Genomic DNA, 25,213 nt, shown 5'->3' on the forward strand with positions numbered 1-25,213 from the left:
TTTACATACGATAATCTTATTATAACAGTTTTATTATTTGTTTGAAACATCTTATTTATGGTACTTATTGACTCATCCCTGCATATGCAACAGTTCTTCCCTGAGTGCTGTTAATAGTTCCTGTTCCGGAACTTTTCGGATAATTTCTCCTTTTTTAATAAGGATGCCTTCTCCTCTGCCTCCCGCAATGCCGATATCAGCTTCTTTCGCTTCCCCAGGTCCGTTTACGGCGCAGCCCATAACCGCTACCTTAATATCCAGGTTTATATCCTGTATCATATCTTCCACATCACTTGCCAGCTTTATTAAATCAATCTGCGTTCTGCCGCAGGTAGGACAGGATACTAATTCCACACCGCCTTTTCTTAGGCCTAAGGTTTTTAATATTATTTTAGCCGATTTCACTTCCTCTAAGGGATTACCTGTTAAAGATACACGAATAGTATCACCGATACCCTCATAAAGCATTATTCCTAATCCAACGGCAGACTTAATATTACCGGAGGTAACCGTACCGGCTTCCGTAATCCCTACATGTAAAGGATAAACGGTTTGTTTCGCTATAAGTTCATGTGCTTTTATACACATTAATACATCTGAAGATTTAATACTGATTACCAGATTGTCATAGCCCAAATCTTCAATAATGTGAACTTTATCCAAAGCGCTCTCAACCAGTCCTTCCGCTGTAACTCCTTGATATTTTAAAACCAGTTCTTTCTCCAGGGAACCGCTGTTTACTCCAACACGAATCGGTATATTTCTGTCTCTGGCTTCCTTAATAACTGCGTTCAATTTATCGGTGCTTCCAATATTACCCGGATTAATACGGATTTTATCAGCTCCATTTTCCATTGCCGCAATTGCCAGACGATAATCAAAATGAATATCAGCCACCAGTGGTATATGAATCTGTTTTTTAATCTCATGAAATGCTTTAGCGGCTTCTAGCGTGGGAACCGCACTCCTTATTATTTCACAGCCAGCTGCTTCCAGATCTAATATTTGCTTAACGGTAGCTTGTACATCTTCTGTTTTCGTATTCGTCATAGACTGAATCAGTATTGGATTACCTCCTCCGATTACTTTATTTCCAATATGAATTATTTTTGTATTCTCTCTCATTTTAATACCCATTACATAACACATCTGCTCACAGACCTGTTATTGCCACATAATAACCTGTGAAATATGTTTCACAGGGTGAAAGAATCTAGATATGGCATTCCTTTCTTTAATAAATTTTCTTTCACACAAATACCCTTTGCAATCCTCTATAAACTCATAGACTAACTGCACTAAGTAAAGATCAGAAACCTTACTTTAAACAATTAGTCTATGTTTTGTAATCAGCTTTATGAATGAAAAAGCCTGCTAATATCATTAAACATAACAAATACCATCAGTATCATTAATGCAACTAATCCAATCATATGAACTAAACCTTCCTTGGTCTGGTCCACAGGTTTGCCTCGGAATAATTCTAATATAAGGAACACCAGTCGTCCCCCGTCAAGTGCCGGAATCGGAAGAAGATTCATTACCCCTAAGTTAGCACTGAGTAAAATACTGATATAGGCCAGGCTTAAAAATACGGATAATACTCCTTCGCTTTTACTTGCCTGATAAGTATCTCCAATATAACTCACAATACCTACCGGGCCTGCGATATCATCTTTGCTTACTTTACCTCTTATAATCTGTCCTAAGCTTTCAATAGTGGTCTTAATCCAATATTTCACTTCCACAGCGCTGTATTTTACAACACCAAATGCATCTGTTTTTACTCTGCCGGAATTCACAGATAAACCGATACTATAATTTTCACTATATAAAACCGGTGTAATTTCAACCGTTTTTTCTGTTCCAGCTCTGGAATAAGTGATCGTAAGTGGCTGGTCTGATAACGGATTATCTTGAAAATATTGATTTAACTCAATTCCGTTTTTAATAGTAGTATTATTGATTTTTGCTATAATATCTCCATTTTGTAATCCGGCTTTGGCTAAAGGCATATCTTCATAAACGGAATTAATGCTTGCTGCAGCTTCATCCGGTTGGTAACCGAAGCCCAGCATATATGTTTTAACCATAAGAGGTGTTAAGGTCACATTATTTTTTTCACCATTTCTTTGATATGTTAAATTGACCGTTTCATCACTTAATGGGTTAAATTGCAAATAAGTTAATACATCTCTTCCAATATCTATGTTATTTCCGTTTATTTTCGTAATTACATCTCCGACCTGAATTCCAGCTTTCGCTGCAGGAGAATCTTTTGCTACACTGGTAATGGATGCAGGATCATACCCTACAACACCGATTATAAACATTGCTAAGACAAAAGCTAACAGAAAATTAAAAAACGGTCCGGCTATAACAACAGAAATTCTTGCCCATACCCCTTTTTTACTAAAAGCTCTGTTATCTTCAACAATCTCATCCTCACCCATCATGATACAGGAACCACCTATGGGCAGTAGCTTCCAGGAATACTTAGTAGTATCTTTCCACTCAGGAGTGGTATCAAACTCATGCTGGGATAAAATAAACCTGGGTCGATATCCTTTTTCCGTTTTGACCAAAGAAATTATTCTTGGACCCATACCGATGGAAAACTCTGTTACAAATATTCCATTCTTCTTAGCAAGAAGAAAATGACCCAGCTCATGAATAACAATAATTAAACTAAATATTAAAATTGCAATAATAATATTCATCCTTACCTCCTATATTTTAGTAAAAATAAATTCCAATCCCATTTATCTTTTTGCAGTAAGTTGCCTAATAAAATCATATGTTTCTGCTTCAATATTAAGAATTTCAGAAACTGATGGATTTTGTATTATTTTGTGATTTTGAACTGCTGTTTCGATAAGATCTGCAATATCCAGATATTTTATTTCCCTGTTTAAGAATTTCGCAACTGCTAATTCATTTGCCGCATTATAAACAGTGGGGAGGCTGCCGCCATCCCTGGCTACCTGATAAGCCAATGCTAAACCCTTAAATGTTTCAAAATCCGGTTCTTCAAACGATAATTTACCAATTTGGAAAAAGTCAACTCTGGTTCCGGGAAGCTTTCTTCTGGACGGATAATATAACGCATATTGAATAGGCAGTTTCATATCCGGTGTGCCCATCTGGGCTATAATACCTCCATCCTCAAATTCAACTGCAGAATGAATTAAACTCTGCGGCTGTATTACAACTTGTATTTTATCCAAATCAACATGAAATAACCATTTGGCTTCCATAACTTCCAGCCCTTTATTGACCATTGTGGAAGAATCAATGGTTATTTTTCTCCCCATGGACCAATTAGGATGTTTCAGTGCATCTTCAACCTGTATGTTCTCTAATTCGTTTCTTTTTTTACCACGGAAAGGCCCGCCGGAAGCTGTTAATATAATTCTGCTGATACTATTTGACTCTTCCCCGTTAAGGGCCTGAAAAATGGCAGAATGTTCACTGTCAACCGGTAACAGCTTAACACCGTATTCCTTTATCAATGGCATTATAATATGTCCAGCAGTTACTAATGTTTCTTTATTCGCAATTGCAATATCTTTACCTGCTTTAATTGCTTCTATCGTAGGCTGTATTCCTATCATCCCGACAATTGCAGTTACAACTGTTTCAGTATTTTTCTCTGTTGCACAGCTAATCAGTCCATCCATCCCGGATACAACGGGCACGGGTAAATCTTTTATTCTTACTGCAAGTTCCTTTGCTTTTTTTTCATCCCAAACACACGCAATTTTCGGAGAGAATTCCCGAATCTGCTTTTCTAATAAATCTATATTATTGGCTGCTGCTAAAGCTTGCACCATTATATCCTGATTCCATCTGACAACTTCCAGAGTCTGGGTACCTATGGAACCGGTCGACCCAAGAATAGAAATATGTTTCATTTTTACCTCTTTTCTAATATGTTCCAGTAAATCATTCTATTTAAAATTAAAATCATCCTATTTCGGATAAAAGGCACTGCTTTATTCAGCCCCACGCCTGATTATAGGACCACGTTTTTTCGTTCCTATAATATATTTTACACTAGAATAGAATATTTGTTACTGTTAAATTTATCCGTATATGATTTTATAGTTAGTACGACCGAAGAAACAGTTTATCTGTTTCTCCGGTTTTTAAGGATTTATTAAGTGTAAAACCATAAAAATAATCTGTGAAAGCTCTGTAATTACAAAATATTGGATAATATATATACTACCGGTGCAACAAAAATGATACTGTCAAAACGATCTAAGATACCGCCATGTCCGGGAATTAAATTTCCATAATCTTTAATATCATGATTTCTTTTAATTGCGGAAGCCGCCCAATCTCCTAATTGGGAGATAATACTTGAGATACCGCAGATGATAGCATAAGCTATTTGAGGATTCCCGTCTCCAGCTATATTGTCTTTTAAAATACCGGCATAAATAAAACCTAATAATGCTGCTCCAAGTACACCACCGATACAACCCTCGAGAGATTTTTTAGGGCTTAGTTTTGGTAATATTTTATGTTTACCTATAAGAATACCCACACAGTACGCACAGGTATCGGAACCCCAGGCTCCGATAAAGATTAACCATACCAGTATAAATCCATCCGTAAGCATTCTTACCTGATATACAAAGCTAAGCATAACTGCTACATAAAATAAACCAAAAAATATAATAGATATCTCCTCAATATGGTATCTGGGGTAAGTAAATACATAAACCATCATTAATAGCAATAGGAAGAGGATAATAAACAGCATGTTATACTTTTCCATATGAAACTTTATGATAAGATCAAATAATACAGCCGCTACGTAACCCAGAATAGCTATAAGAGATTTATTTAACTTAATGGTCCGGTATAACTCCATCATACCTATGAGTGAAATAGCCAATATTGCAGAAAATAATACATTTCCACCTAAAATAAGCGTACTAACCGCAATTATGACAAGAACAACGGAACTACGGAATCTTACCCAAAACATATATTTTTCCTCCTATTATACCGCTCCAAATCTTCTATTTCTACTGTTGTAGTATTCAAATGCCTTCCTCAATTCTCCCTTGTCAAAGTCAGGCCATAATGTATCTGTAAAATAAAATTCCGTATAAGCCAACTGCCATAATAAAAAATTAGAAATACGCTGTTCCCCGCTCGTTCTGATTAAAAGGTCCGGGTCAGGTATACCTCTTGTATCTAAATAATCTTTAAAACTATTTTCATCTATATCATCTAAACTTATTTTGTCACTTTTAACATCTGTCGCAAGTTTTTTGATACTTCTTATAATTTCATCCCTGCCACCGTAATTTAAAGCCACCTGAAAGTTTAGCCCCGTATTCTCTGCTGATGCTTTTTCCAACTCTAATATACTCTTTTTTATATCACTATTTAATTTGGAGATATCGCCCAAAATTCGTACTTTCATATTATTTTTACTGCTGGTTTTCAAACAATCTTTCATATAACTACGCAGTAATTTCATAAGGGCATCAACCTCATCCTGAGGTCTGGTCCAGTTCTCCGTAGAAAACGCGTATACTGTCAAATATTTTACGCCCATGTGGTATGCTTCTTCACAAATCTTCTCTACATTTTTACTACCTTGCGCATGCCCATAATTTCTGGGCATCAATTTCTTTTTAGCCCAACGGCCGTTACCGTCTAATATAATAGCAACATGTTCCGGTATTTTCATACCTTCCTGATCATAAATATCTCCCATGGAGACCTCCAAAAAATATTCGTAGTTAAGGGACTGTTGCTTTCCATCGGGTTATTAAACTTGCAACAGCCCCTTTTGTTTAAAGTCTTATACGGTCAGAATTTCTTTTGATTTATCTTCCGTAATCTTATCGATATCATTAATATATTTATCAGTCGCTTTTTGAATGCTATCTTCCAGAACTTTTACTTCGTCTTCAGATATTTCACTGTTTTTATTCATTTTCTTTATGGCATCATTTGCATCTCTTCTTATGTTACGAACTGCTACTTTCGCATTTTCCGCCCTCTTTTTAACATCTTTAACCAAATCTTTTCTTCTTTCCTCTGTTAATTCAGGGAAAATTAAACGAATCACTTTACCATCATTATTAGGAGTCAAACCTAAATCGGAGGCCATAATCGCTTTTTCTATTTCCTTGATTAGCTTGCTCTCCCAAGGCTGTATCTGAATAACTCTCGGTTCCGGAACTGAAATATTAGCCACAGACTGAAGAGAGGATGGAGTTCCGTAGTAATCTACTCTAAGCTTATCCAATAAATGTGGATTTGCTCTTCCTGCACGTATCGTCGAAAATTCCTCTTTTAGGTTATCTAATGATTTCATCATTTTGCTTTCGTATTGTTCAATTCTTGAATCCATAATAATTCCTCCAATGATATATTTTCGTACCTATTCGGTAATCCGATAAATTCGTAAAACCTCGGCGACTGAATAGTCACTATTTCGTTTTTATACAGTTACTCTGGTTCCGCTAAAATCACCGCTAACTGCTTTCACAATACTATTCTCTTCTTCAAGAGCAAATACTAGCATTGGCATCCTGTTTTCCATACTAAGAACAGTTGCTGATAAATCAACTACCGCAAGCTTACGGTCCAGGGCTTCCTGCAAACTGATTTCATCAAATTTCTTTGCATTCGGATTCTTTTTCGGATCACTGTCATAAACACCATCAACAGCCTTTGCCATTAAAATAACATCTGCATCCAATTCAACTGCGCGTAAAACTACACCGGTATCTGTGGAGAAATAAGGATGGCCGGTTCCACCTGCCAGAAATACTACCATACCTTTGGTAAAATACTTATTTGCTCTATCCTTTGAGAAAAGTTTTGTCATACTGCCACATTCAAAAGGTGTTAGAATCTGTGTATTCATTCCTACATACCGAAATATTTCAGATACATAAATACAGTTCATAACAGTTGCCAGCATACCTATCTGATCAGCTTTCGTACGGTCAATCGTTTCACTTGTCCTTCCACGCCAGAAGTTACCGCCGCCAATTACTACTCCAACTTCAACGCCATCCTCTACCAACTGTTTCACTTGATTTGCTACTGCTATACAGGTACTCTCATCAAAGCCGGTTTTTTTATCACCAGCCAGAGCCTCTCCGCTTAATTTCAGTAAGACTCTTTTATATCTGTTCATATTAACACCCATTATATACCGCTCGTCTGCAAACGGTACTGCCACAATAAAATAGGTTGAAAGAATCTGAATGTGGCGTCCCTTTCTATTAATTTTTTCTTTCAACCATCCAGTTTTGATATCGCAAACATCTCTCTGAATAAAAATTCTGAATCCAATTATTCAAAAATATTATCAATATCTATGGATGCATAGGACAGAGAACAGAAACCGTCAATCACAGCACCATTGTTGACCTGGATGGACTGTGCTTTAATATTTCCTTTTATTACCGCAGAAGAATCTATTATAATAGGTCCGCTTATATCGACGTCCCCTTAACAGCTCCTGCAATTACACAGGAAGTACCTGTTACATCACCAATTACAACTGTACCAAGCCCAATCTTTATACTGCCTTCACTGGTAATACTGCCTTCAAAGCGTTTTGCACCAATATAAACTTCAGATGCAATACAATTTCCGGTTACTAAACCAACAATAGAAAGTTTACCCTGACACTCGATATCACCTTTTATCGTACCCATAACTTCCAGTGAACCTTCTGATGTAATGTTACCGGTTAGAACGGTTCCTTTGGTTATTATAGTTACTTCGTCACTACTATATCTAGGCGGTTCTTTGGAACTACTTTCTTTCTTTGTTTCTTGTTCTGGTTCGTCTTCTATTTCTTCTTTCTCTTCCTGACTTTCTTCTTTTCCATCTTCGTCCGTAGTTAATATGGCATCCAGAATATCCATATCTACATTATCATCATCCATATCCGCATCTGTTATATCTTCAGCTGCAGCAGCCTCTGTATCTGTGACTTCTGCTCCATCTTCTAAAGTATTAACCTCTGCATCGCCATCAAACACTTCTTCCGGTAATAGTTCATTTACTGCCTGAGATAAATCGTCCTTGAAATCTTTAAAAAAACCCATATTTTATCCTCCTGTATACAATAACTTTATTTTTTTAGTTCATTTGAATCAATTTTTACTTGTTGTATGGGTGTTACTTTTTCATTCAATGGTAATATTTTTACTCCTTGTTCAGTTAATGTTTTTAGTATCATCTTTAGAGATTTAACCGAATTTTCTTTCATGTCAGTATCGTGCATTAATACAACGGATCTGTTATGTAATTTAATTCCATTTATAACATTGTTATATAATTGCTTAGGAGAATAATCGACTCCCGTTGCGTCTCCGCTCACAACATTCCAATCAAAATATACAACAGATTTCTGATTCAGATATTTGATAAATACAGAAACATCTTCTTTCATTACACTACTGCTGCTTCCACCAGGAAAGCGATAGATGGAAGAAAGGTATCCAGTAGTATCATATAACAAATCCCTTATCTTTGTAAAGTCCTTATCAAAATCTTCTACGGATTTATAAATTTTACTGTAGTCATGGGAATAGGAATGCATCCCAAGTGCATGGCCTTCTTTTAAAATTTCTTTATACATTTTTTTTGAATATTCATCCGTCTTGCCTATAACAAAGAAAGTTGCTTTCACGTTATAGTCTGCTAAAATTTTTAATATATCATCCGTATATTTACTTGGTCCGTCATCAAATGTAATATATACTGTCTTTTTATCAAAATCTTTGTACTTACTATCAGCAGACTTTTTTCCCTTGATTGTATCTTTGGCAATATTTGAATTAACCTTAGTACTAGATGTCTTATCCTCATTCGCAGCATTTCCGGTTTTCTTATTTGTTCCTGAAGTGTTGTCGCTAACGGCATTTATAACATCTTTTAAATTGTTTTTGTCTATGCCGCTCTTCTTATTGCTGTTAGTTTCCGTCCCCTTATTATTATATTCGCTCCTGCTATTTTCTTCAAGAGAAGGTAATTTGCCACCGAGTGAATTCTTATCTTCCGCCTGTTTAGTTTTTGTTGAGCTGCTGTTTGCACTGCTTTTATAAATAGTAGCCGCATAAGCTACTGATTCATTGCTCGTATGATTTTTACTGCTATAAGTTACCCCATACCGGTCTATCATTAAAATATCCAACTGCTTTTGTATAAAATTCAGTCTGACAAACAATACAATACATAAGATAGTTGGCAGAATTAATAAAACGAAAGCAATGATAATAATGTATAACTTAATGCGTTTAACGCGGTTGTTTCTTGGAGTATTGGAATTGCTATTATTATTCTGCTTTTCTTTGTCCAAAACATTTTCCCCTCTAATTACCATTCATTGATACAAGGAATATTTTAACACATTATGATGAAAATTAATATATTTTTTTATATAAATAAATTAAAATACCTATTCCGTTTTATCCGGCACAGACAGCAATTGGTACGGTTGTTTTAGCAACCGAACCAATTAAAGTTTAATACTTATGTAAAAGTCTCTTTCTTATAATGTTTATTACTCTTTTGCATATTTTGAAATAGCTGTATCAATTTTATCCATCAGGGAGAGAATAACCGGTTCATCTTCCGGAGCCACCGGGGCAAGCGGCAATCTCGCTCCGCCAATATTCATACCCTTTCGCTTTAATATTTCCTTAAATACAGCGTACAGATTGCCTGTACAGGATAATACGGTGAATATGATATCGTTAATTGCAAACTGTATTTCCCGGGCCAGTTTTAAATTGCTTTCGTTGATTGCCTTGTCCGCTGCCAGAAAAAGTTCCGGCATAGCTGCATAGGTACCGCCGATACCGGCATCAGCTCCAATGATACGTCCGCTGACAAATTGCTCGTCCGGACCGTTGAATACGATAAAGTCCTCTCCGCCTGCTGCCTTAAACTTCTGAATATCCTGGGCCGGCATGGAAGAATTCTTAATACCGATTACCTTTTTGTTTCGGATCATCTTTTTAAACAGATCCATGGACAGGTTATAATGGGTGGTTCCGGGAATATTATAGATAAAGAAATCCAGACCAGTTGCCTCAATCATATCCGTCCAGTACTGATAGATAGCATGATCCGGAAGCACAAAATAGATCGGTGGAATGGCAGCAATTGCATCCACCCCTAAGGACTCTGCATGTTTGGCAAGCTCTATGCTCTCTCTGGTGGAGGGAGCAGCAATATGTGCTATAATAGTGATTTTTCCTTTTGCTGCTTTCATAACACTTTCCAATACAATTTTACGTTCTTCGATATTTTGGTAGATACATTCGCCTGAACTTCCACCCACATAAAGTCCCTGTACACCTTTTTCGATGAGATAGTTTGTAAAAGCCTCGGTTCTTTCCGGTGAGATATCACCATTATCTTCATAACAAGCATAAAATGCCGGGAATATTCCATGATATTTATTTAATTTTACGTTCATATTAGAACCTTCTTTCCTATGATTTAGATTACCAACCGGTTGTTAGTTAACTAACCGTGAATAACTCTATTTCGTCAGGATCAGGTGTCCCTTACCGCTGATGATATGTTCTCTCATGATACAGTATGCTTCACCCGGGGTAACCTCAGCCAGATCTTTGACCAATTTTACATGGCTGTGACGTTCCGCAGCTTCCACCGCTGTTACAAACCGGTTGGTATTATAAAATAAACCCAATTGGGTGATTCTTTCATATTCTTCTGTTACAATAGAATTATTACATAATTTAATCAACTCGTGATGGAATTCACGGTCCATCTTAAAAAATTCCTTGGAACGATAAAGTACTTGATCAATTTCCTCCGCTAAGGGAATGAAATAATCCAGTTTTGATTTTATCATCTCTCCGCAGTATATTCGGGCTGCCGAGCATTCCAACCCTTCCCGGATTAATAAATAGCCTGAAATATCAGCGTTTTGTACCAGTCTGACACGGGTGCCCTTTCTGGGAATTGTCTCCAACAGGCCTTCGTTTTCCAATTTAACCATGGCCTCCAGGACAGGAGCTGCACTGACATTCATCTGTGCCGCAACATCCCTGCGGTTGATAAACTCTCCGGAAGAAAGTTCATTCGATAATATTTTTTCTACTAATACATCATAAATTTGCGCTGATAATGATTGTCCCATAATCATTCCTTTCTGAGCTATCACTCACTATAATTATATTGTTTGTGGGCTTCCCACTCTTTCTGCTCCACCGGTGCCGTTTCGTAAGTTACTATATTGATAAAAATATCTTTACCTTTGATTTCATATCTCCCCGGCTCCTTTTGGGATAAATTCTCCTGTTCCAGATAAGCCAGGCATTTTTTTATTTTCTGGTCCGTCTCTTTTCTCTGATAGTTTATATTTCCGTAAATCATATTTTCCCCTTTCCCACGGATGTCTTAGGACTTAAAGCATTTCAAATCAAACCGGAAGAAACACGCTTTGCGAGTTTCTTCCGCTCGCGTGCGCGTTCGAATTATTGTAAGCAAGCTTGCTAATTCTCACTTTGCTTTCGCGGAAATAAAAATAGAATAGTTCTGATATATCTTGTGATATATCAGAACTATTCTACACCTGTTCCCCTTTTTTGTCAATCTACAACATCACACCAGCCAGCCTTTTTATTCCCTCTTCTATCATCTCCTTACTGGAATTCGTATAATTCAACCGCATTGTGGAAAATGATTCTCCCTGTACATAAAACGGATTACCGGGAACAAAGGATACATTTTTCTCCAAGGCTTTATAAAACAGTTCCATGGTACTTTTCCCATCCGGCAGTGTAACCCAGAGAAACATTCCTCCTTTTGGCCTAGTAACCCGGACATTTTTCGGAAAGTATCTGTCAATGGCATTTAACATGGCACCGCACTGTTCTTTATAAAGGCTGCGTATTTTGCTGATATGTATATCAATATCATTCTGCCTTAAATAATCATTAATCAAATATTGAGAAAAAATATTCGTATGCAGATCCGATGCCTGTTTGGCAGTAACTAAATGACTCATTAATTCCCTGTTTTTAGTACATATCCATCCTATACGCATCCCCGGAGTAATTATTTTGGAAAAAGAACCAAATAGTACTCCATTTAATAATTTACCATCCGTTATGTACGGATAAATTTCCCCATCGAAACTTAAATTGCCGTAGGGATCATCTTCTATTAAAATGGCAGGATAATCAGAAAGAATATCGGCAATTTTTTTTCTGTTTTCCTTAGAATAGGTAAGACCGGTCGGATTCTGAAAATTTGGTACGGTATAGATTAACTTAACCTGCTGCTTCTTCAATTCTTGCTCCAACTGATCCGTATCTAATCCGTTCTCATTAAGGTTTATCTGGATAAATTCAGGTTCATATAAACTAAAAGACTGAATAGCTCCAAGATAGCCAGGTTTTTCAATCAGTATAGCATCTCCCTTATTTACCAGAACTTTTCCCATCAAGTCCAGTCCTTGCTGAGATCCTGTCGTTATCAATATATCATCGGCAGATACTTTTAAATTTTGCTGCTTTTCATATCTCTCCGCAATATATTCCCTTAAAGGCCTAAGTCCCTCCGTGGTAGAATATTGAAAAGGTTTAGCCCCCTCCTCATTTACAATTCGGTTCATAGATTCCTGCAAAGTATCCTGTGGAAAAGATATCGGATTTGGAAGACCTCCTGCAAAGGAAATAATATCTTTCACTTCAGTAACCTTTAATATTTCTCTGATAAACGATTTTGGTGTTTTTAATATCCGATCCGAATATGCTGTATTCATATATCCTCCATTCTGAATCCAAAGACATCCTGTTGATAAAACAGACAGGTTTTATAGTTTTAAGAAAATTGGTGTATCAAGCTTTCAATAGAGAGGTAGAAAATTACTTGGACTTAATCTGTTTTCCATTGTATCCGTATTTATTAATTTTTTCATATTGGAACATAATATTGGTATTCCTTTTTGAATTTGCCTGGCTGTAGGGGTAGTAAAATTGAGTCTCATGTAGTTTTCGCCATTTTCATAAGTAAAAAATGGTATCCCCGGCATAAAGGCTACTCCATCTCTTATACATAATACCAGTAATTCCGATGTCCTTATTTCCTTCGGTAAATGGCACCAGAAATAGTAGCCTCCGGATGGTTTGGACCATGACAAACCTACTGGTGCATGGTTTAATAACTCATTATGCATAAGGTTACATTTTTTTAAATACTCTTCTTTTATTTTCTTTAAATGTACCTCATAAGTACCGCTCTTTATATATTCACAAATCAACCACTGTGATATAGTATTGGGATGGATATCCATATTCTGCCTCACGAAACAGCACTGTGCTATCATTCTCTTATGAGCTGCCATATATCCTAGTCTTATACCGGAACATATTGTTTTTGAAAAAGTTCTAAGCAGAAGAACATATCCGTTTGTATCCAACTGGTAAAGAGTTGGTAATGTTTTTCCGGTAAAACCAAGACCGGCATACGCATCATCTTCTAAAATAAAAACGTCATACCGATATGCCAGTTCCAATAATTTTTTTCGCCTTACTAGGCTCATGGAGCAGGAGGATGGGTTTTGACAATTGGGAATTGTGTAAATGCATTTAGGGTGATATTTTATAAATAGCTGCTCTAACCCTTCCATCTGCATTCCATTATTATCTATTGGTACCTCAATGATTTTTGCTCCGGCTGATTTAAAACTTTCTAATGCCAAAAAATAAGTTGGTGCTTCAACAATTACAACATCTCCAGGCTGAATTATAATTCTTGTTGCTATATCAATCCCCTGCTGTGAACCTGTTAATACCATAATTTCTTCCGGTGTACAGGTTATACTTTCTTTAGCCAACAATTTGCAGATATTCTCTCTGAGTTCCTCATTTCCTGCCACCGGTGTCTGTGATAAAATCTCTCTGTTTGCCTTATCTTTCGTAATGTCAGCTAATTCGGCAAAGGGTAACTCCGGTATCAAATCGGGATTTGCCATTCCAAGTGCAAATGAAATGATGTCTTTCTTCCCAAGTAATGGGAACAACCGGCTTATCATATTATTATTAAAGTCATCCAACCGATTATTAAATAGCTGATTCCATTTCGGTTTTACAATCTCATTCCTCTCTTCTGCATTAACGGATACCACTGTTCCCTGCCCAACCCTGGATTCAATTAATTCTTCTGCTTTTAAACGGTTATATGCATTCAGTATTGTACTTCTGTTAACACCAAGTTTCACCGCTAATTTTCGTTCCGGCGGTAAAACGGTTCCTTCTTCCATTTCTCCGGACATAATCTTGAGCCTTATCTGTTCGTAAATCTGAATATAAATTGGCTGTTTTAACGTCTTATCTAATAATATATCCATACCAATATCTCCCTTTGGTCTCAACCTTTTTGCCATTATATCAATCAAAACACCGGTTTACAACATCCAATTTATATTTTTACAACCATCCAATTCCCGTTAACCCGTTATAAGCCTCATCTTTTTCAATAAGAATAACTTCTGCCAGAAAAAAGTGATGTCAAAGAATAAAAAATACCCATTTGAGAGTAATCTCATAGGGCTTTTTTTCGAAACTATATAATTTTCTAAATATCCCATACAATTAATACGAATTCATAGCTTCAGTTACCTCCTGGCAAATTTCAGCTCTTCATTAGTCCATTTATCAAGAAAACTCATAAAATATCATATTTTGTATTTTATTGTAGAATAAAGTTGCAACTGTTTCATACTTCTGACATAAAATAGAATGTAATTTAAAATTACATGGAAAGGGTTGATTATATGGTTCCACCTTTTTTAAGTTATATAACCTTTAATCGTATGGGTTTAACAGCAAGAAGCCTAAAATCCATACTGGATACACCGGAAGATTTTGAAATGCATATCATTGACAGTAATTCCAAGGATGATACGTGGGAATATCTTCAGTCGTTAAACGACAGCCGTATCAAGTCAAAAACACGGCTGCCTGTGAATTCGGGACCAGTTTTCGCGTTAAATTTGAATCTCTCTAAGAGAAGGCCTGATCAATATTTTTTCTCTGTTGACAGTGATGTTGTTATAAAAACAAAAGATTGGCTTACACGCTTTATGGCGGTATTTAATACTTTTCCTGATGTAGGATTATTGGGAGTTCAAAGGACTGCTCCATACATTCCGATATATCCGCCAGTTATACCAATTTCAAGCAACGGTGTTACCTATCTCCAACTTACAAATGGTCAAATAGATGTGCCTCTGGATTTTGTACATGGGTGCTGCATGGGTATGAGGCCTGAATTAATACAGCAGATAGGCTATTGGAGTGAAGAAACCTGTTATGGTGATGCGGAGCTTACACCAAGAGTTATGCACTATACCAGTTTCAAAGCGGGTTATATGAGTGATCCGAATATGATTCCGCTGATCGATATAGATATGACACAGATGATACCCTGTGCTGAATGTATAGCACAAGGATTCTGCAGGCAGGATAAAATTACCACTACTTGTTTTAATATCCATCGTAATTCCTATAAAAATGAACCTTTTGTTAATAAATTCAAATGGAAATACCTGGAGTTTTTTAGAGAGCTCGCTGCAGGACAAAGAACTGCCTATTGTGCATCCATTTATGATCCCATTTCAATGGCGACCCATGCTTATAACCAAGAATGGGCATTGGAAAACATGAACTATTACGTTGCAAATAGTAACTGAACAATGATTCCACCGCTAAACCCCGGAGTTAAACTTCGCCGGTCAAAGTTTTTACAGAATTATACCAGTTTTCGTACCAGCTTTTTACCCAACTTGTACTGAAAACCTGATATATATGTTAGTCTGCGATAATCTTAAACATAAGAAAACCGCCGGAAACACTAAGTTTTCGGCGGTTAAGAACTATAAAAATATGGAATTACATTCCAATTTGTTTAGCAATCTAAAGGATGATTACTGATTATACTGAAACATAATCTAGCCGCTTTGCTTTGTATCGATGGATATAACTCCGTACTTTCGAACATTTGAAACGGTGCATGCATTGCCATATCAAGCAAGCCATTATCTCTGACACCATCTAGACCGCCAGATTACTTTATTAACATGGAATGTGGCATTAAGATTTGTTCTTTACTTAACTTATTCATTTTGCTAATTCCTCAAAGGCTTCCGCATACTTAGAAAGATATTTTGTTGCTGCTTTCTCTACCATTTCATTCTCGGCAACTTTATCTTCCTGTAATTTACTATAATCTATAATTACGTATCTCGGAGCATTATTTTTCAATATAACCGCTGCGCCATTCTCGTCTACCATACGAGCTACCTTTGAAAAATTCTGATTTGCTTCTGTTATTGATATTAAATTGTTTAAATCAACTTTCATAATAACACCATCCTTTCTATGATATTATTATACGCTCAACCTAGGATATATTCAACCTAGAATTTGAACATTATTTTAGTATAGGAAAATGATGACGGAAGTAATTTGGAATGAGAAATGAAAATATCGAAGGATTATATACAGAAATAACTGAGGGAATATATCTTAATGAAACTGTAAGGCTATATATAGATAGTCTAAATTGGTCTAATAAAAGTCACATCTCGATTAAAAACTCATTGTCATTCTTCAAAAAAACCGTAACCTTAAAAGATAAGGCTACGGTTTATTTAACTTATAATATTCTAATACTCTCGTGTATTCGAATGCTTCATTTCCTACCTAGACTTAAGTATCATGCAAACTCTTCGTTAAGAGGTTGGGTAAACTTCTTTACCCAATTCCATACCTAACTTTTACCCAAATCAGAATGATATTTTGCGATATTTTATGATTAATTACGATAACCAATTTTCTATTGAAAATCGTCCCCAACCATTGAAAACACTGCATTTTCTAGGTGTTCAGCATTTACTTTAGAAATCCTAGTTGCCTGCCATCTGCTTAGCAACTTCATCGGCAAAGTTTTCTTCTTTTTTAGCAAGACCTTCACCGGTTTCAAAACGTACGAAACTCTTAATTGCAATAGGAGTGCCAAGTTCTTTGGATACAGCATCAAGATATTTTTGAACAGTTAAGTCACCATCTTTTACATATACCTGATCAACTAAGCAGATTTCTTTTAATTCTTTGTTTAAACGGCCTTCAATCATTTTTTCAATGATATTTTCTGGTTTGCCAGTGTTTTCATTCATTGCCTGAGCTTTTAAGATTTCTCTTTCATGCTCGATATAATCCTGAGGAATCTCAGATCTTTGAACGTATTTAGGATAAATAGCTGCAATTTGCATAGCAACATTTTTAGCTGCTTCTCTTGCCGTTTCATTATATACTGCACATTCTGTCTCAACTAAAACACCGATTCGTCCGCCGCCATGGATGTAGGATTCAACAAATCCGTTTTCTGCAACAACTTTCTGGAATCTTCTGATGTTCATGTTCTCGCCAATAATAGCGATCTGGGAAGATAACTCTTCTTTAACGGTTTTAGATGAATCTAATTCCCATTTTTCAGCTAAAAATGCATCAATATCAGTAGTGGATGTTTTAGCTGCCTGATTAACAACTGCGGTAACAAATGCTCTGAACGTTTCGTTCTTAGCTACGAAGTCTGTTTCACTGTTAACTTCTACGATAGCAGCTGTTTTGCCGTCTTCACTGATAGAAGTTGCACAGATTCCCTCTGCTGCAATTCTTCCAGCTTTTTTCTCAGCTGCTGCAAGACCTTTTTCACGTAAGAACTCTACTGCTTTATCCATATCTCCATCGGTTTCGGCAAGGGCTTTTTTACAATCCATCATGCCGGCTCCGGTCATTTCTCTTAAATCTTTAACCATTGCTGCTGTTATAGCCATGATAATTTACCTCCATTTATTGATTATGCTTTATAACTATTTAGTTAACTCGAGAAATCCACAGAATTTCGAGTTAATCCGCACACAAAACATGTGTTTTCCGCATGTTTTGTGTGCAGAAACGCATGCATGCGTTGTTCATATGAACCGCAGGTGGCTGAATAACCACTATGCTTCTACAAATTCTTCTGTGTTATCTTCTGCTGCTTCTACCGTATCATCAGTAGTATCAGTCATCTGAGTACCCTGATTAGCTTCAATAACAGCATCAGCCATCTTAGCTACGATTAATTTAACAGCTCTGATAGCATCGTCATTACCTGGAATTACATAGTCTAATTCTTCAGGATCACAGTTAGTATCTGCAATACCAATCAATGGAATACCTAATACATGTGCTTCCTGGATGCAGATTCTTTCTTTCTTAGGATCTACAACGAAAATTGCATCAGGAATTGTTTTCATATCTTTAATACCGCCAAGATTTTTCTCCAGTTTTTCCCATTCTTTTTTCAGTTCGATAACTTCTTTTTTAGGAAGAACTTCGAAAGTACCGTCTTGGGACATAGTTTCGATTTGTTTTAATCTTGCAATTCTGCTCTGGATGGTCTTGAAGTTTGTTAACATACCACCTAACCATCTTTCATTTACATAATACATACCGCAGCGTTCTGCTTCTGATTTGATAGAATCCTGAGCTTGTTTTTTAGTACCTACGAAAAGAACTTTACCGCCTTCTGCAACAACATTTTTAATTGCATAATAAGCTTCATCTACTTTACCTACAGATTTCTGTAAATCGATGATATAAATACCATTTCTTTCTGTGTAGATGTACTCTGCCATTTTAGGGTTCCATCTTCTTGTTTGGTGTCCGAAATGTACACCTGCTTCAAGTAATTGCTTCATTGATATAACGCTCATAATTGTCCTCCATTTGGTTGATTTCTTCCGTATGTATCGTTTTTCCGGCAGACCCTTCGGGCACCGTGCCAAAAATCAACATACGTGCAATTTAGCATTAGAATTATATCATAGGTTTCAAAATATGGCAAGCATTATTTTAAATAATTTTCCAGTGTATTTCAATTGTCAACAGATTGTCCTCAAGTCCCCTAAAAAAAGACAAGCACGAGGGCTTGTCTTTTAACTCCATATTAATTCTCAAAATTAAATTCCACTTGCTCCATCAATTTGTTTAGAAATATTTTTTGTTACCCCATAGATTACTTTTTTTTAAATCCACATATTCATTATAGGCACGTTCCAGTATCTGTTTTTCATTAGAAAACTTTAACATGTGATATGCTTCATGAAACTTGTAATATCCGGAATCCATAAAATATTCTTCTCTTTGTGGTTTGCTGTAATAGCTATCAGACATCATTAAATACCAATGAACATCCTTTATTACTGTATTCTGCGGTGTACTGAATGTATATTGGCTTTTCCCAATATACTTAATAATAGAAGCATCCGTTCCTGTTTCTTCTTTTACTTCACGTATGGCTGTCTCCTTATATTCTTCGCCTTCCTCCACAGTCCCTTTTGGCAGAACCCATCCTTCATATTTGTTTTTATAGTTCTTATACAGTAGTAAAATCTTTCCTCTGAATATAACTACACCGCCACAGCTCGTTGCCTCAATCATCGCAATTCCTCCTGTATTTTGGTGTGTCGATTTCCTACTAACAGTATACATCATTTTACATAATTGTTCAACTAATATTTATGCAATTCTAACAAATATATCCAGGCTGTCAAGAATTTTCCTTAATATAATTATAACTTACCCCTAAATTCTTCATAATAAATTACTTATTATCAAAATAAGTTTTAAATATAGCAGAAGCGATTGGTACGGCGTACTCACTTCCAGTACCTACACTTTCAACTATAATACTAACTGCAATTTCTGGTTTTTCGGCCGGAGCAAATCCAACAAACCATGCATGGGCAGGTTTATCTTCCTGATATTCCGCCGAACCAGTTTTACCGGCTATGGTATAATCATTATTATTTAACGCAGACGCCGTTCCATGTTTTACTACTTCTCTCATAAAGTCCGTCAAAATCCCGGCTTCATCCGGTGTAATTACTGTTTTGTACATTTCTGGCATATATTTTTTTGTTATATTTCCGTTTTGATTTTCTATATGATCTACAACATAGGGTTTCATCATAACACCACCATTGGCTATGGTTGAAACGATAAGAGCATTATGAAGCGGCGTTATTTGTGTTTTTCCCTGCCCGATAACGGTCTGCGGTATCTCCATTTTTGATGATTTCGAGTTCAAAACAAAACTGCTTTGATTATATACCAGATTGGTGGGTAGTGGTGCATTAAATAAAAAACTATCACATAACTTACGAAATGAAGATATATTTAAAGTGATGCCGATATTGGCAAAGGAGGAATTACAGGATTTTGCAAATGACTCTATGATATCTTCTTTTCCATGGACATTGTTATTATAACAATTTATGGTTACATCATTAAATTTACCTTTTCCAACACAATTATACGTATATTTCTTATAATCCGGATTTTCTTTCATGTATTCTAATGCAGTAAGAATTTTAAAGGTTGAACCGGGTGGATATAATCCTTGGGCAGCACGGTTAATAAGTGCTGAATTATTATCACTGTCTTCCAATAAGTCTTCCCATAAAGTATCAATATTATTTGGGTCATAGTCCGGTTTTGAAACCATAGCAAGAATTTTACCGGAAGAAGGTTCTGTAACAACTACAGCTCCTTTGTAATTACCAAGTGCATTATAAGCAGCTTCCTGGAGTTTACTGTCCAGAGTGGTAATAATATTATCACCTATATTTTTTTCTCCGGATATTTCCCTTAACATTTTACTGATTGCATTGTTATTAGACGTTAAAAGATGAAAGTTTTCCGATGCCTCCAGCCCGGTTTTACCTTTTGAAAATCTTCCGACAACATGCGCATACATACTTCCATAAGGATAAACTCTCTTTTCTTTTCCGTTTTTCTCTGTTACGGTATGTGCTAAAATTTTGCTATCCGCAGAAATGATGTCGCCCCGGATTATCTGTTCCGCCAACAAATCCTGCCGTCCGTTATAAGCATTATTAATGACCTCCGAACTATCGCTAATCATAAAATTGGTAATATAACCCAAAACAAGCACAAACAACCCAATGAAAATATAAGTAATCAGCATTATTTCTTTATTGGTCTGTTCCTTCTTACTGGCAGCCGGTTTCTTCTCAGGCAGATTTTCTTCTGCTTCATCAACATTTTTACCAACAATCTGTGTTAAGGTGTTGAACTGATCCGATTTATAATCTGTTTTCCTCTTATTCAGTTGCGATTTTCTTTTTTCTTTTTCTTTTTTCAATATTATCATTCCTATCCTGACCCAGAACATAAAGTCCCTGAATCACACTAAACATTATGATACTGCTCAATATGGAACTGCCGCCGTAACTTACTAATGGCAAGGTAACACCGGTTGAAGGAATAAATTTAGTTACTCCACCGACGGATAAAAATACCTGAAAAATGTAGATAATACTTAATCCCAAAGCTATCAGCTTATAAAATGTATTATTTAATTTCATGGCAATATTAATAAACATAACAAAACTGCTGATACAGATTAAAATAAGGCAGACCGCAAATAAACCTCCCATTTCTTCCGATATGGCAGAAAATATAAAGTCACTGTCAACAACCGGAATGCTGGTAGGCAATCCTTTAAATAATCCCATTCCAAACCATCCTCCGGTACCGATGGCAAATAGGGATTGAGAGACCTGATACCCTTCGTTATCAATCATGGACCAGGGATCACGCCAAACCATAACCCTTACCCTCACATGGTTAAATTGGTGATATGCCAAATAGGAAGCCGCACAGCCTGCCAATAATCCGGAAAAAAAATACAGAGGTTGAGAAGTTGCCACAAACAGCATAACCAGATAAGTTATGAAAAAAATCAATGCTCCCCCTAAGTCCTTCTCTAAAACCAAGATCAACACATGACTTGCTGCCAGGGCTGTTACCCCTACAATATACCGAAAATCTGTTCTCTTAGATAAAAGGGACGCTATGCCAAATACAAAAAGAATTTTAACAAATTCGGAGGGTTGAAAGGTTAAACCCGCGATACGAATCCAGTTTGTGGCACCGTAATTCTCCACACCCCAAAAAAGGACGGATAACAGCATTAAGATACCCACAATGCCATATAACCAGCCTAATCTTGATAAATACTTCATCTTATCTATTAGTAAAGGGATTATCAGGCATAACCCTAAGGTAGCGGAAGCAATCATAAATTGTTTTACTGCTTTATCATAGGACAATCGGGTCAGCATCACAAAACCTATGGTTAATAAAAACAGCATATTATGAAGTATCTGTTTGGACAGATTAACATAAATCCATTGATACAATGTTAAAACCAATATTAGAGTAATTAATTCCAATCCATACAGAAAAATAACTTTTATATTTTTTGTTGTCAGATATAGTATCAGGTAACAAATAAAATGAAAACTAAATATAAGATAACTCATTTTCCGGTAAGTTTTATTCTGTTTCTTTTTATCGCTGTAACCGAATACACGAAAAGCATAGTAAGTATATATGGCAATTAATATAATATTAAGGTATTTTGAGAATTCTACAATTATATTTACCAAAAGTACCCACCCCCTTTAATGTAATTAGCTGTATCCGGCCCTAAGGCCATTTCTGATTTAAGCCAATCGTTTATTCTACTCCGCGTTTAAAATGTCCGCGTGTAAATTCCTTTATTTCATCAAACTCCTTACTGCCATGCTGATATACATCAATAAATGACTTCAGGATTTTTTTCGTCTCCTCATAGGATTCAATAGTAAAATTTAAACGTATATTCCTTGTATTTAATCCTTTTACTTCTGCCGCATTGGAAAGTAAAGACAATCGTTTACTATTGTATATTGTATTATAACACTCCCTGCAATGACGTTTTACAGGAAGCCTTTCCTGATAACGATCGGTTAGCTCCGTATTGTTAAATTCCTTTTTACAACATGGAGATTCACTGGTTTTCGTATAATTAGTGTTGGAACCTCCCGAAATAGTTTTGGCCAAACACTGTGCCGAAACCATCAGTGGAATGCTGCCATAAACGATAATTTCGTTATAAACTCCTGCCATTTCCTTCAGTTCATTATAATTTAATTCCAATGGTGCTGTTAACTTATAGATTCCCATCTCGTTCCAAAACTGCGCAGCCTGTAGATTCATAACATAAAGATTATAATCCGTAATCAGTTCTTTAAAAATGTTTATGTCTTGCAGTTCTTTTGAAATAAAATAATATTCCTCAAAATTACGTAAAATATATCCATTTATAGTATTGTCTGTCAATATGGTTTTATTCTTTAAAAAATATTCGTAAGTCGCTGACCGGAATATATGAGGTAAAATTATAAAGCATTTTTTACCTCTTTCCGTAATGTACTCCGTTAATTCCAATAAATTTATTAATGGGGCGGCATCGCTTTCCAGATAAACATTATTAACTTCTTTCCTTTCACAAGCAGCCATAAGCTGCTCCTTATTACTTACGGCAACGCTGATACCCAATTTTTCATTAATTTGATTCCTGTCATTGTGTAATTGAGCCGGTTTCTGTTTATTGAAAACTTTTCTCCTGCATTTATCAGCTAGGGCAGATGATAATGCGGTCAGCCCTGTACGCCGCAATTCGTTTAGTTTTTGAACCGGTACGAAAGCGTTGCCATAAAGGTTAACTGATAAATTCTGAAATGAAAACGGAGTATCATTGGTTTTTTGTATTTGCTTTCGGAGTTTATCCTCTGTCATCGGCTGGTTGCTTGCCTCTTCTACTATGTCTCCTTCTACCTGTATGGCCGTGTCCCTGCATTGCAGCTTTAAAATTAATGTTTTACCTATCTGGACTATTAATTCTCCGGTAATAGGTATTTTTTTTCGTACTTTAGATACTCTTCAGCCAGATCCTTTAATAACCTGTTGTTTTTGGTTCTATAAACTGTATTACCTGGTTTTATATTAGAACCTCTATGAAAATTTGTCTCAATTCTATTTCCTTTATTATTATCTGACTTAACGGTAAATTCATAGAGATTCTCAGAAGAATTCCTGATTTCCAGTACATCCTGTGTATTAATATCTTCAGATAACAGAATGACAGCTTTATTTCCTTTCACATCAGTCACTTTACCGATAAATACACCGCTATGATTAGGCCGGTTAAGAGAAATCATGGTTCTGCCGTTCTTATCCTTATAATAACCCCTTGTAAACCCGCCTCGGTTATATAAATCCTGTAATTTCATCATATCTTTTTCAATTTCAGTTTTATGGCTACTCAGATAAGTTTCATACTTTTCCTTACCAAGCTCCAAGTATTTATCCGTATATTTTCGATAAGCAGCCGTAACACCCGCCGTATATTCCGGACGTTTCATTCTGCCCTCTATTTTAAACGAATTAATACCAGCCTCTATCAGTTCAGGTATCATATCTAAGGTACAGATATCTTTGGGACTTAATAAATATTTTTCATCCGCACCGGATAAATTCTTACCATTCTCTATAAGCTGGTATGGCATCCTACAGGGCTGCGCACATTTTCCTCTGTTTCCGCTTCTCCCGCCTATCATACTGCTCATAAGACATTGACCGGAATAACAATAACATAAGGCTCCGTGTACGAAAGATTCTATTTCCAGATCCGTATTATTCCTGATATTCTTTATCTCTTTAAGGCCTAATTCCCTGGAAGTAACCATTCTGGTTACTCCAAACTCCTTTAACACTTCTGCTCCCTGCGCCATGGTTAATGTCATCTGGGTACTGGCGTGAAGCGGTAAATTCGGAAATTGTTCATGCAAAAACCGCAGTACCCCAACATCCTGAACAATTACGGCATCCAATCCCTGCTTATAATATGGATAAATGTATTCATACAGTTCATTCTCTAACTCTTTATTTTTTAATAAAGTATTTACTGTCATATAGATTTTTTTATCATGAGTATGAACGTAATCAATCGCATATAACATATTCTCTACTTCTAAATTATCTGCATAAGCTCTTGCACCGAATTTAGTTCCGCCGATATAAACGGCATCACAGGAAGCATTGATTGCTGCTGCCAGACTTTCAAAGGAACCTGCCGGAGCTAAAATCTCAATATTTTTCATCGTTTCTCCATTTCTTAACTCATTATTTGCTTTTGAACGTAAGTTTAAAAAATGAGCTGTAGCAAAGATAGTTATTCCTTACGTAATGGATTAATCTTACGTAGACAGAATCAA

Annotated in this window: 23 protein-coding genes and 2 pseudogenes; 1 reads left to right on the forward strand and 24 read right to left on the reverse strand. The window is 36.1% G+C overall.

Annotation, left to right across the window (positions count from 1 at the left end):
- Positions 1-72: 72 nt before the first annotated feature.
- From ispG to pdxR, 15 genes are all read right to left on the reverse strand, one after another.
- On the reverse strand, positions 73-1,137 hold the full coding sequence (ispG, locus tag Ana3638_RS18120) for a flavodoxin-dependent (E)-4-hydroxy-3-methylbut-2-enyl-diphosphate synthase (RefSeq protein ID WP_246240349.1): 1,065 nt from the start codon (positions 1,135-1,137) through the stop codon (positions 73-75).
- A 218-nt stretch (positions 1,138-1,355) separates the two neighbouring features.
- Positions 1,356-2,720 carry an RIP metalloprotease RseP gene (rseP, locus tag Ana3638_RS18125; protein WP_161839290.1) on the reverse strand — a complete coding sequence of 455 codons (1,365 nt, stop codon included), beginning with the start codon at positions 2,718-2,720 and terminating at the stop codon, positions 1,356-1,358.
- A gap of 42 nt (positions 2,721-2,762) precedes the next feature.
- Positions 2,763-3,914 carry a 1-deoxy-D-xylulose-5-phosphate reductoisomerase gene (locus tag Ana3638_RS18130; protein WP_161839291.1) on the reverse strand — a complete coding sequence of 384 codons (1,152 nt, stop codon included), beginning with the start codon at positions 3,912-3,914 and terminating at the stop codon, positions 2,763-2,765.
- A 287-nt stretch (positions 3,915-4,201) separates the two neighbouring features.
- Positions 4,202-4,999, reverse strand: coding sequence for a phosphatidate cytidylyltransferase (locus Ana3638_RS18135; protein ID WP_161839292.1), 798 nt, complete (start codon positions 4,997-4,999; stop codon positions 4,202-4,204).
- Positions 5,000-5,014: 15 nt separating this feature from the next.
- Positions 5,015-5,713, reverse strand: a complete 699-nt coding sequence (locus Ana3638_RS18140; RefSeq protein WP_161840620.1) for an isoprenyl transferase — start codon at positions 5,711-5,713, stop codon at positions 5,015-5,017.
- Positions 5,714-5,827: 114 nt separating this feature from the next.
- Positions 5,828-6,382, reverse strand: coding sequence for a ribosome recycling factor (gene frr, locus Ana3638_RS18145; RefSeq protein WP_161839293.1), 555 nt, complete (start codon positions 6,380-6,382; stop codon positions 5,828-5,830).
- A gap of 90 nt (positions 6,383-6,472) precedes the next feature.
- The gene (pyrH, locus tag Ana3638_RS18150) at positions 6,473-7,177 is read right to left on the reverse strand and encodes a UMP kinase (RefSeq protein WP_161840621.1); all 705 of its coding nucleotides are present in this window, start codon (positions 7,175-7,177) and stop codon (positions 6,473-6,475) included.
- Between the two features lie 158 nt (positions 7,178-7,335).
- Positions 7,336-7,482, reverse strand: a complete 147-nt coding sequence (locus Ana3638_RS27130; protein WP_408609529.1) for a polymer-forming cytoskeletal protein — start codon at positions 7,480-7,482, stop codon at positions 7,336-7,338.
- Positions 7,479-8,099 carry a bactofilin family protein gene (locus tag Ana3638_RS18155; protein WP_161839294.1) on the reverse strand — a complete coding sequence of 207 codons (621 nt, stop codon included), beginning with the start codon at positions 8,097-8,099 and terminating at the stop codon, positions 7,479-7,481. Before Ana3638_RS18155 ends, Ana3638_RS27130 begins: the two co-directional genes overlap by 4 nt.
- A 26-nt stretch (positions 8,100-8,125) precedes the next feature.
- On the reverse strand, positions 8,126-9,355 hold the full coding sequence (locus Ana3638_RS18160) for a polysaccharide deacetylase family protein (protein ID WP_161839295.1): 1,230 nt from the start codon (positions 9,353-9,355) through the stop codon (positions 8,126-8,128).
- Between the two features lie 204 nt (positions 9,356-9,559).
- On the reverse strand, positions 9,560-10,480 hold the full coding sequence (locus Ana3638_RS18165) for a dihydrodipicolinate synthase family protein (protein ID WP_161839296.1): 921 nt from the start codon (positions 10,478-10,480) through the stop codon (positions 9,560-9,562).
- Positions 10,481-10,546: 66 nt separating this feature from the next.
- On the reverse strand, positions 10,547-11,170 hold the full coding sequence (locus Ana3638_RS18170; RefSeq protein WP_161839297.1) for a GntR family transcriptional regulator: 624 nt from the start codon (positions 11,168-11,170) through the stop codon (positions 10,547-10,549).
- Between the two features lie 20 nt (positions 11,171-11,190).
- Positions 11,191-11,406: a YhcH/YjgK/YiaL family protein gene (locus tag Ana3638_RS18175; RefSeq protein ID WP_161839298.1), complete on the reverse strand. Its 216-nt coding sequence runs from the start codon at positions 11,404-11,406 to the stop codon at positions 11,191-11,193.
- Positions 11,407-11,626: 220 nt separating this feature from the next.
- The gene (locus Ana3638_RS18180) at positions 11,627-12,799 is read right to left on the reverse strand and encodes an aminotransferase-like domain-containing protein (protein WP_161839299.1); all 1,173 of its coding nucleotides are present in this window, start codon (positions 12,797-12,799) and stop codon (positions 11,627-11,629) included.
- Between the two features lie 84 nt (positions 12,800-12,883).
- Positions 12,884-14,386 (reverse strand): MocR-like pyridoxine biosynthesis transcription factor PdxR, encoded by a 1,503-nt coding sequence (pdxR, locus tag Ana3638_RS18185; RefSeq protein ID WP_161839300.1) that lies wholly within the window; start codon positions 14,384-14,386, stop codon positions 12,884-12,886.
- 426 nt (positions 14,387-14,812) lie between these two features.
- Between pdxR and Ana3638_RS18190 the strand changes: the two genes are divergently transcribed.
- A complete protein-coding gene (locus tag Ana3638_RS18190) occupies positions 14,813-15,730 on the forward strand; it encodes a glycosyltransferase family 2 protein (RefSeq protein WP_330587645.1) in 918 nt (305 codons plus the stop codon).
- Between the two features lie 215 nt (positions 15,731-15,945).
- Here the strand turns inward: Ana3638_RS18190 and Ana3638_RS26880 are convergent.
- From Ana3638_RS26880 to Ana3638_RS18230, 9 genes and pseudogenes are all read right to left on the reverse strand, one after another.
- A pseudogene (locus tag Ana3638_RS26880) lies at positions 15,946-16,074 on the reverse strand (type II toxin-antitoxin system death-on-curing family toxin); the annotation flags it as partial.
- 83 nt (positions 16,075-16,157) lie between these two features.
- Positions 16,158-16,400 carry a type II toxin-antitoxin system Phd/YefM family antitoxin gene (locus tag Ana3638_RS18195; RefSeq protein ID WP_161839302.1) on the reverse strand — a complete coding sequence of 81 codons (243 nt, stop codon included), beginning with the start codon at positions 16,398-16,400 and terminating at the stop codon, positions 16,158-16,160.
- A 545-nt stretch (positions 16,401-16,945) separates the two neighbouring features.
- A complete protein-coding gene (gene tsf, locus Ana3638_RS18200) occupies positions 16,946-17,875 on the reverse strand; it encodes a translation elongation factor Ts (protein WP_161839303.1) in 930 nt (309 codons plus the stop codon).
- A 168-nt stretch (positions 17,876-18,043) separates the two neighbouring features.
- The gene (gene rpsB, locus Ana3638_RS18205; protein WP_161839304.1) at positions 18,044-18,799 is read right to left on the reverse strand and encodes a 30S ribosomal protein S2; all 756 of its coding nucleotides are present in this window, start codon (positions 18,797-18,799) and stop codon (positions 18,044-18,046) included.
- A 274-nt stretch (positions 18,800-19,073) separates the two neighbouring features.
- A complete protein-coding gene (locus Ana3638_RS18210) occupies positions 19,074-19,526 on the reverse strand; it encodes an NUDIX hydrolase (protein ID WP_161839305.1) in 453 nt (150 codons plus the stop codon).
- A gap of 163 nt (positions 19,527-19,689) precedes the next feature.
- Positions 19,690-21,252: a peptidoglycan D,D-transpeptidase FtsI family protein gene (locus tag Ana3638_RS18215; RefSeq protein WP_246240352.1), complete on the reverse strand. Its 1,563-nt coding sequence runs from the start codon at positions 21,250-21,252 to the stop codon at positions 19,690-19,692.
- Complete coding sequence (locus tag Ana3638_RS18220) at positions 21,212-22,561, reverse strand: FtsW/RodA/SpoVE family cell cycle protein (RefSeq protein WP_161839306.1); 1,350 nt, start codon at positions 22,559-22,561, stop codon at positions 21,212-21,214. Before Ana3638_RS18220 ends, Ana3638_RS18215 begins: the two co-directional genes overlap by 41 nt.
- Before the next feature lie 70 nt (positions 22,562-22,631).
- Entirely contained in the window at positions 22,632-23,855 is a 1,224-nt protein-coding gene (locus Ana3638_RS18225; protein WP_330588047.1) for a DUF3656 domain-containing U32 family peptidase, read from the reverse strand.
- A gap of 296 nt (positions 23,856-24,151) precedes the next feature.
- Positions 24,152-25,099: pseudogene (locus tag Ana3638_RS18230) on the reverse strand (peptidase U32 family protein); the annotation flags it as partial.
- Positions 25,100-25,213: the final 114 nt, after the last annotated feature.

This window comes from Anaerocolumna sedimenticola, assembly GCF_009931695.1.
Classification (GTDB): Bacteria; Bacillota; Clostridia; order Lachnospirales; family Lachnospiraceae; genus Anaerocolumna; species Anaerocolumna sedimenticola.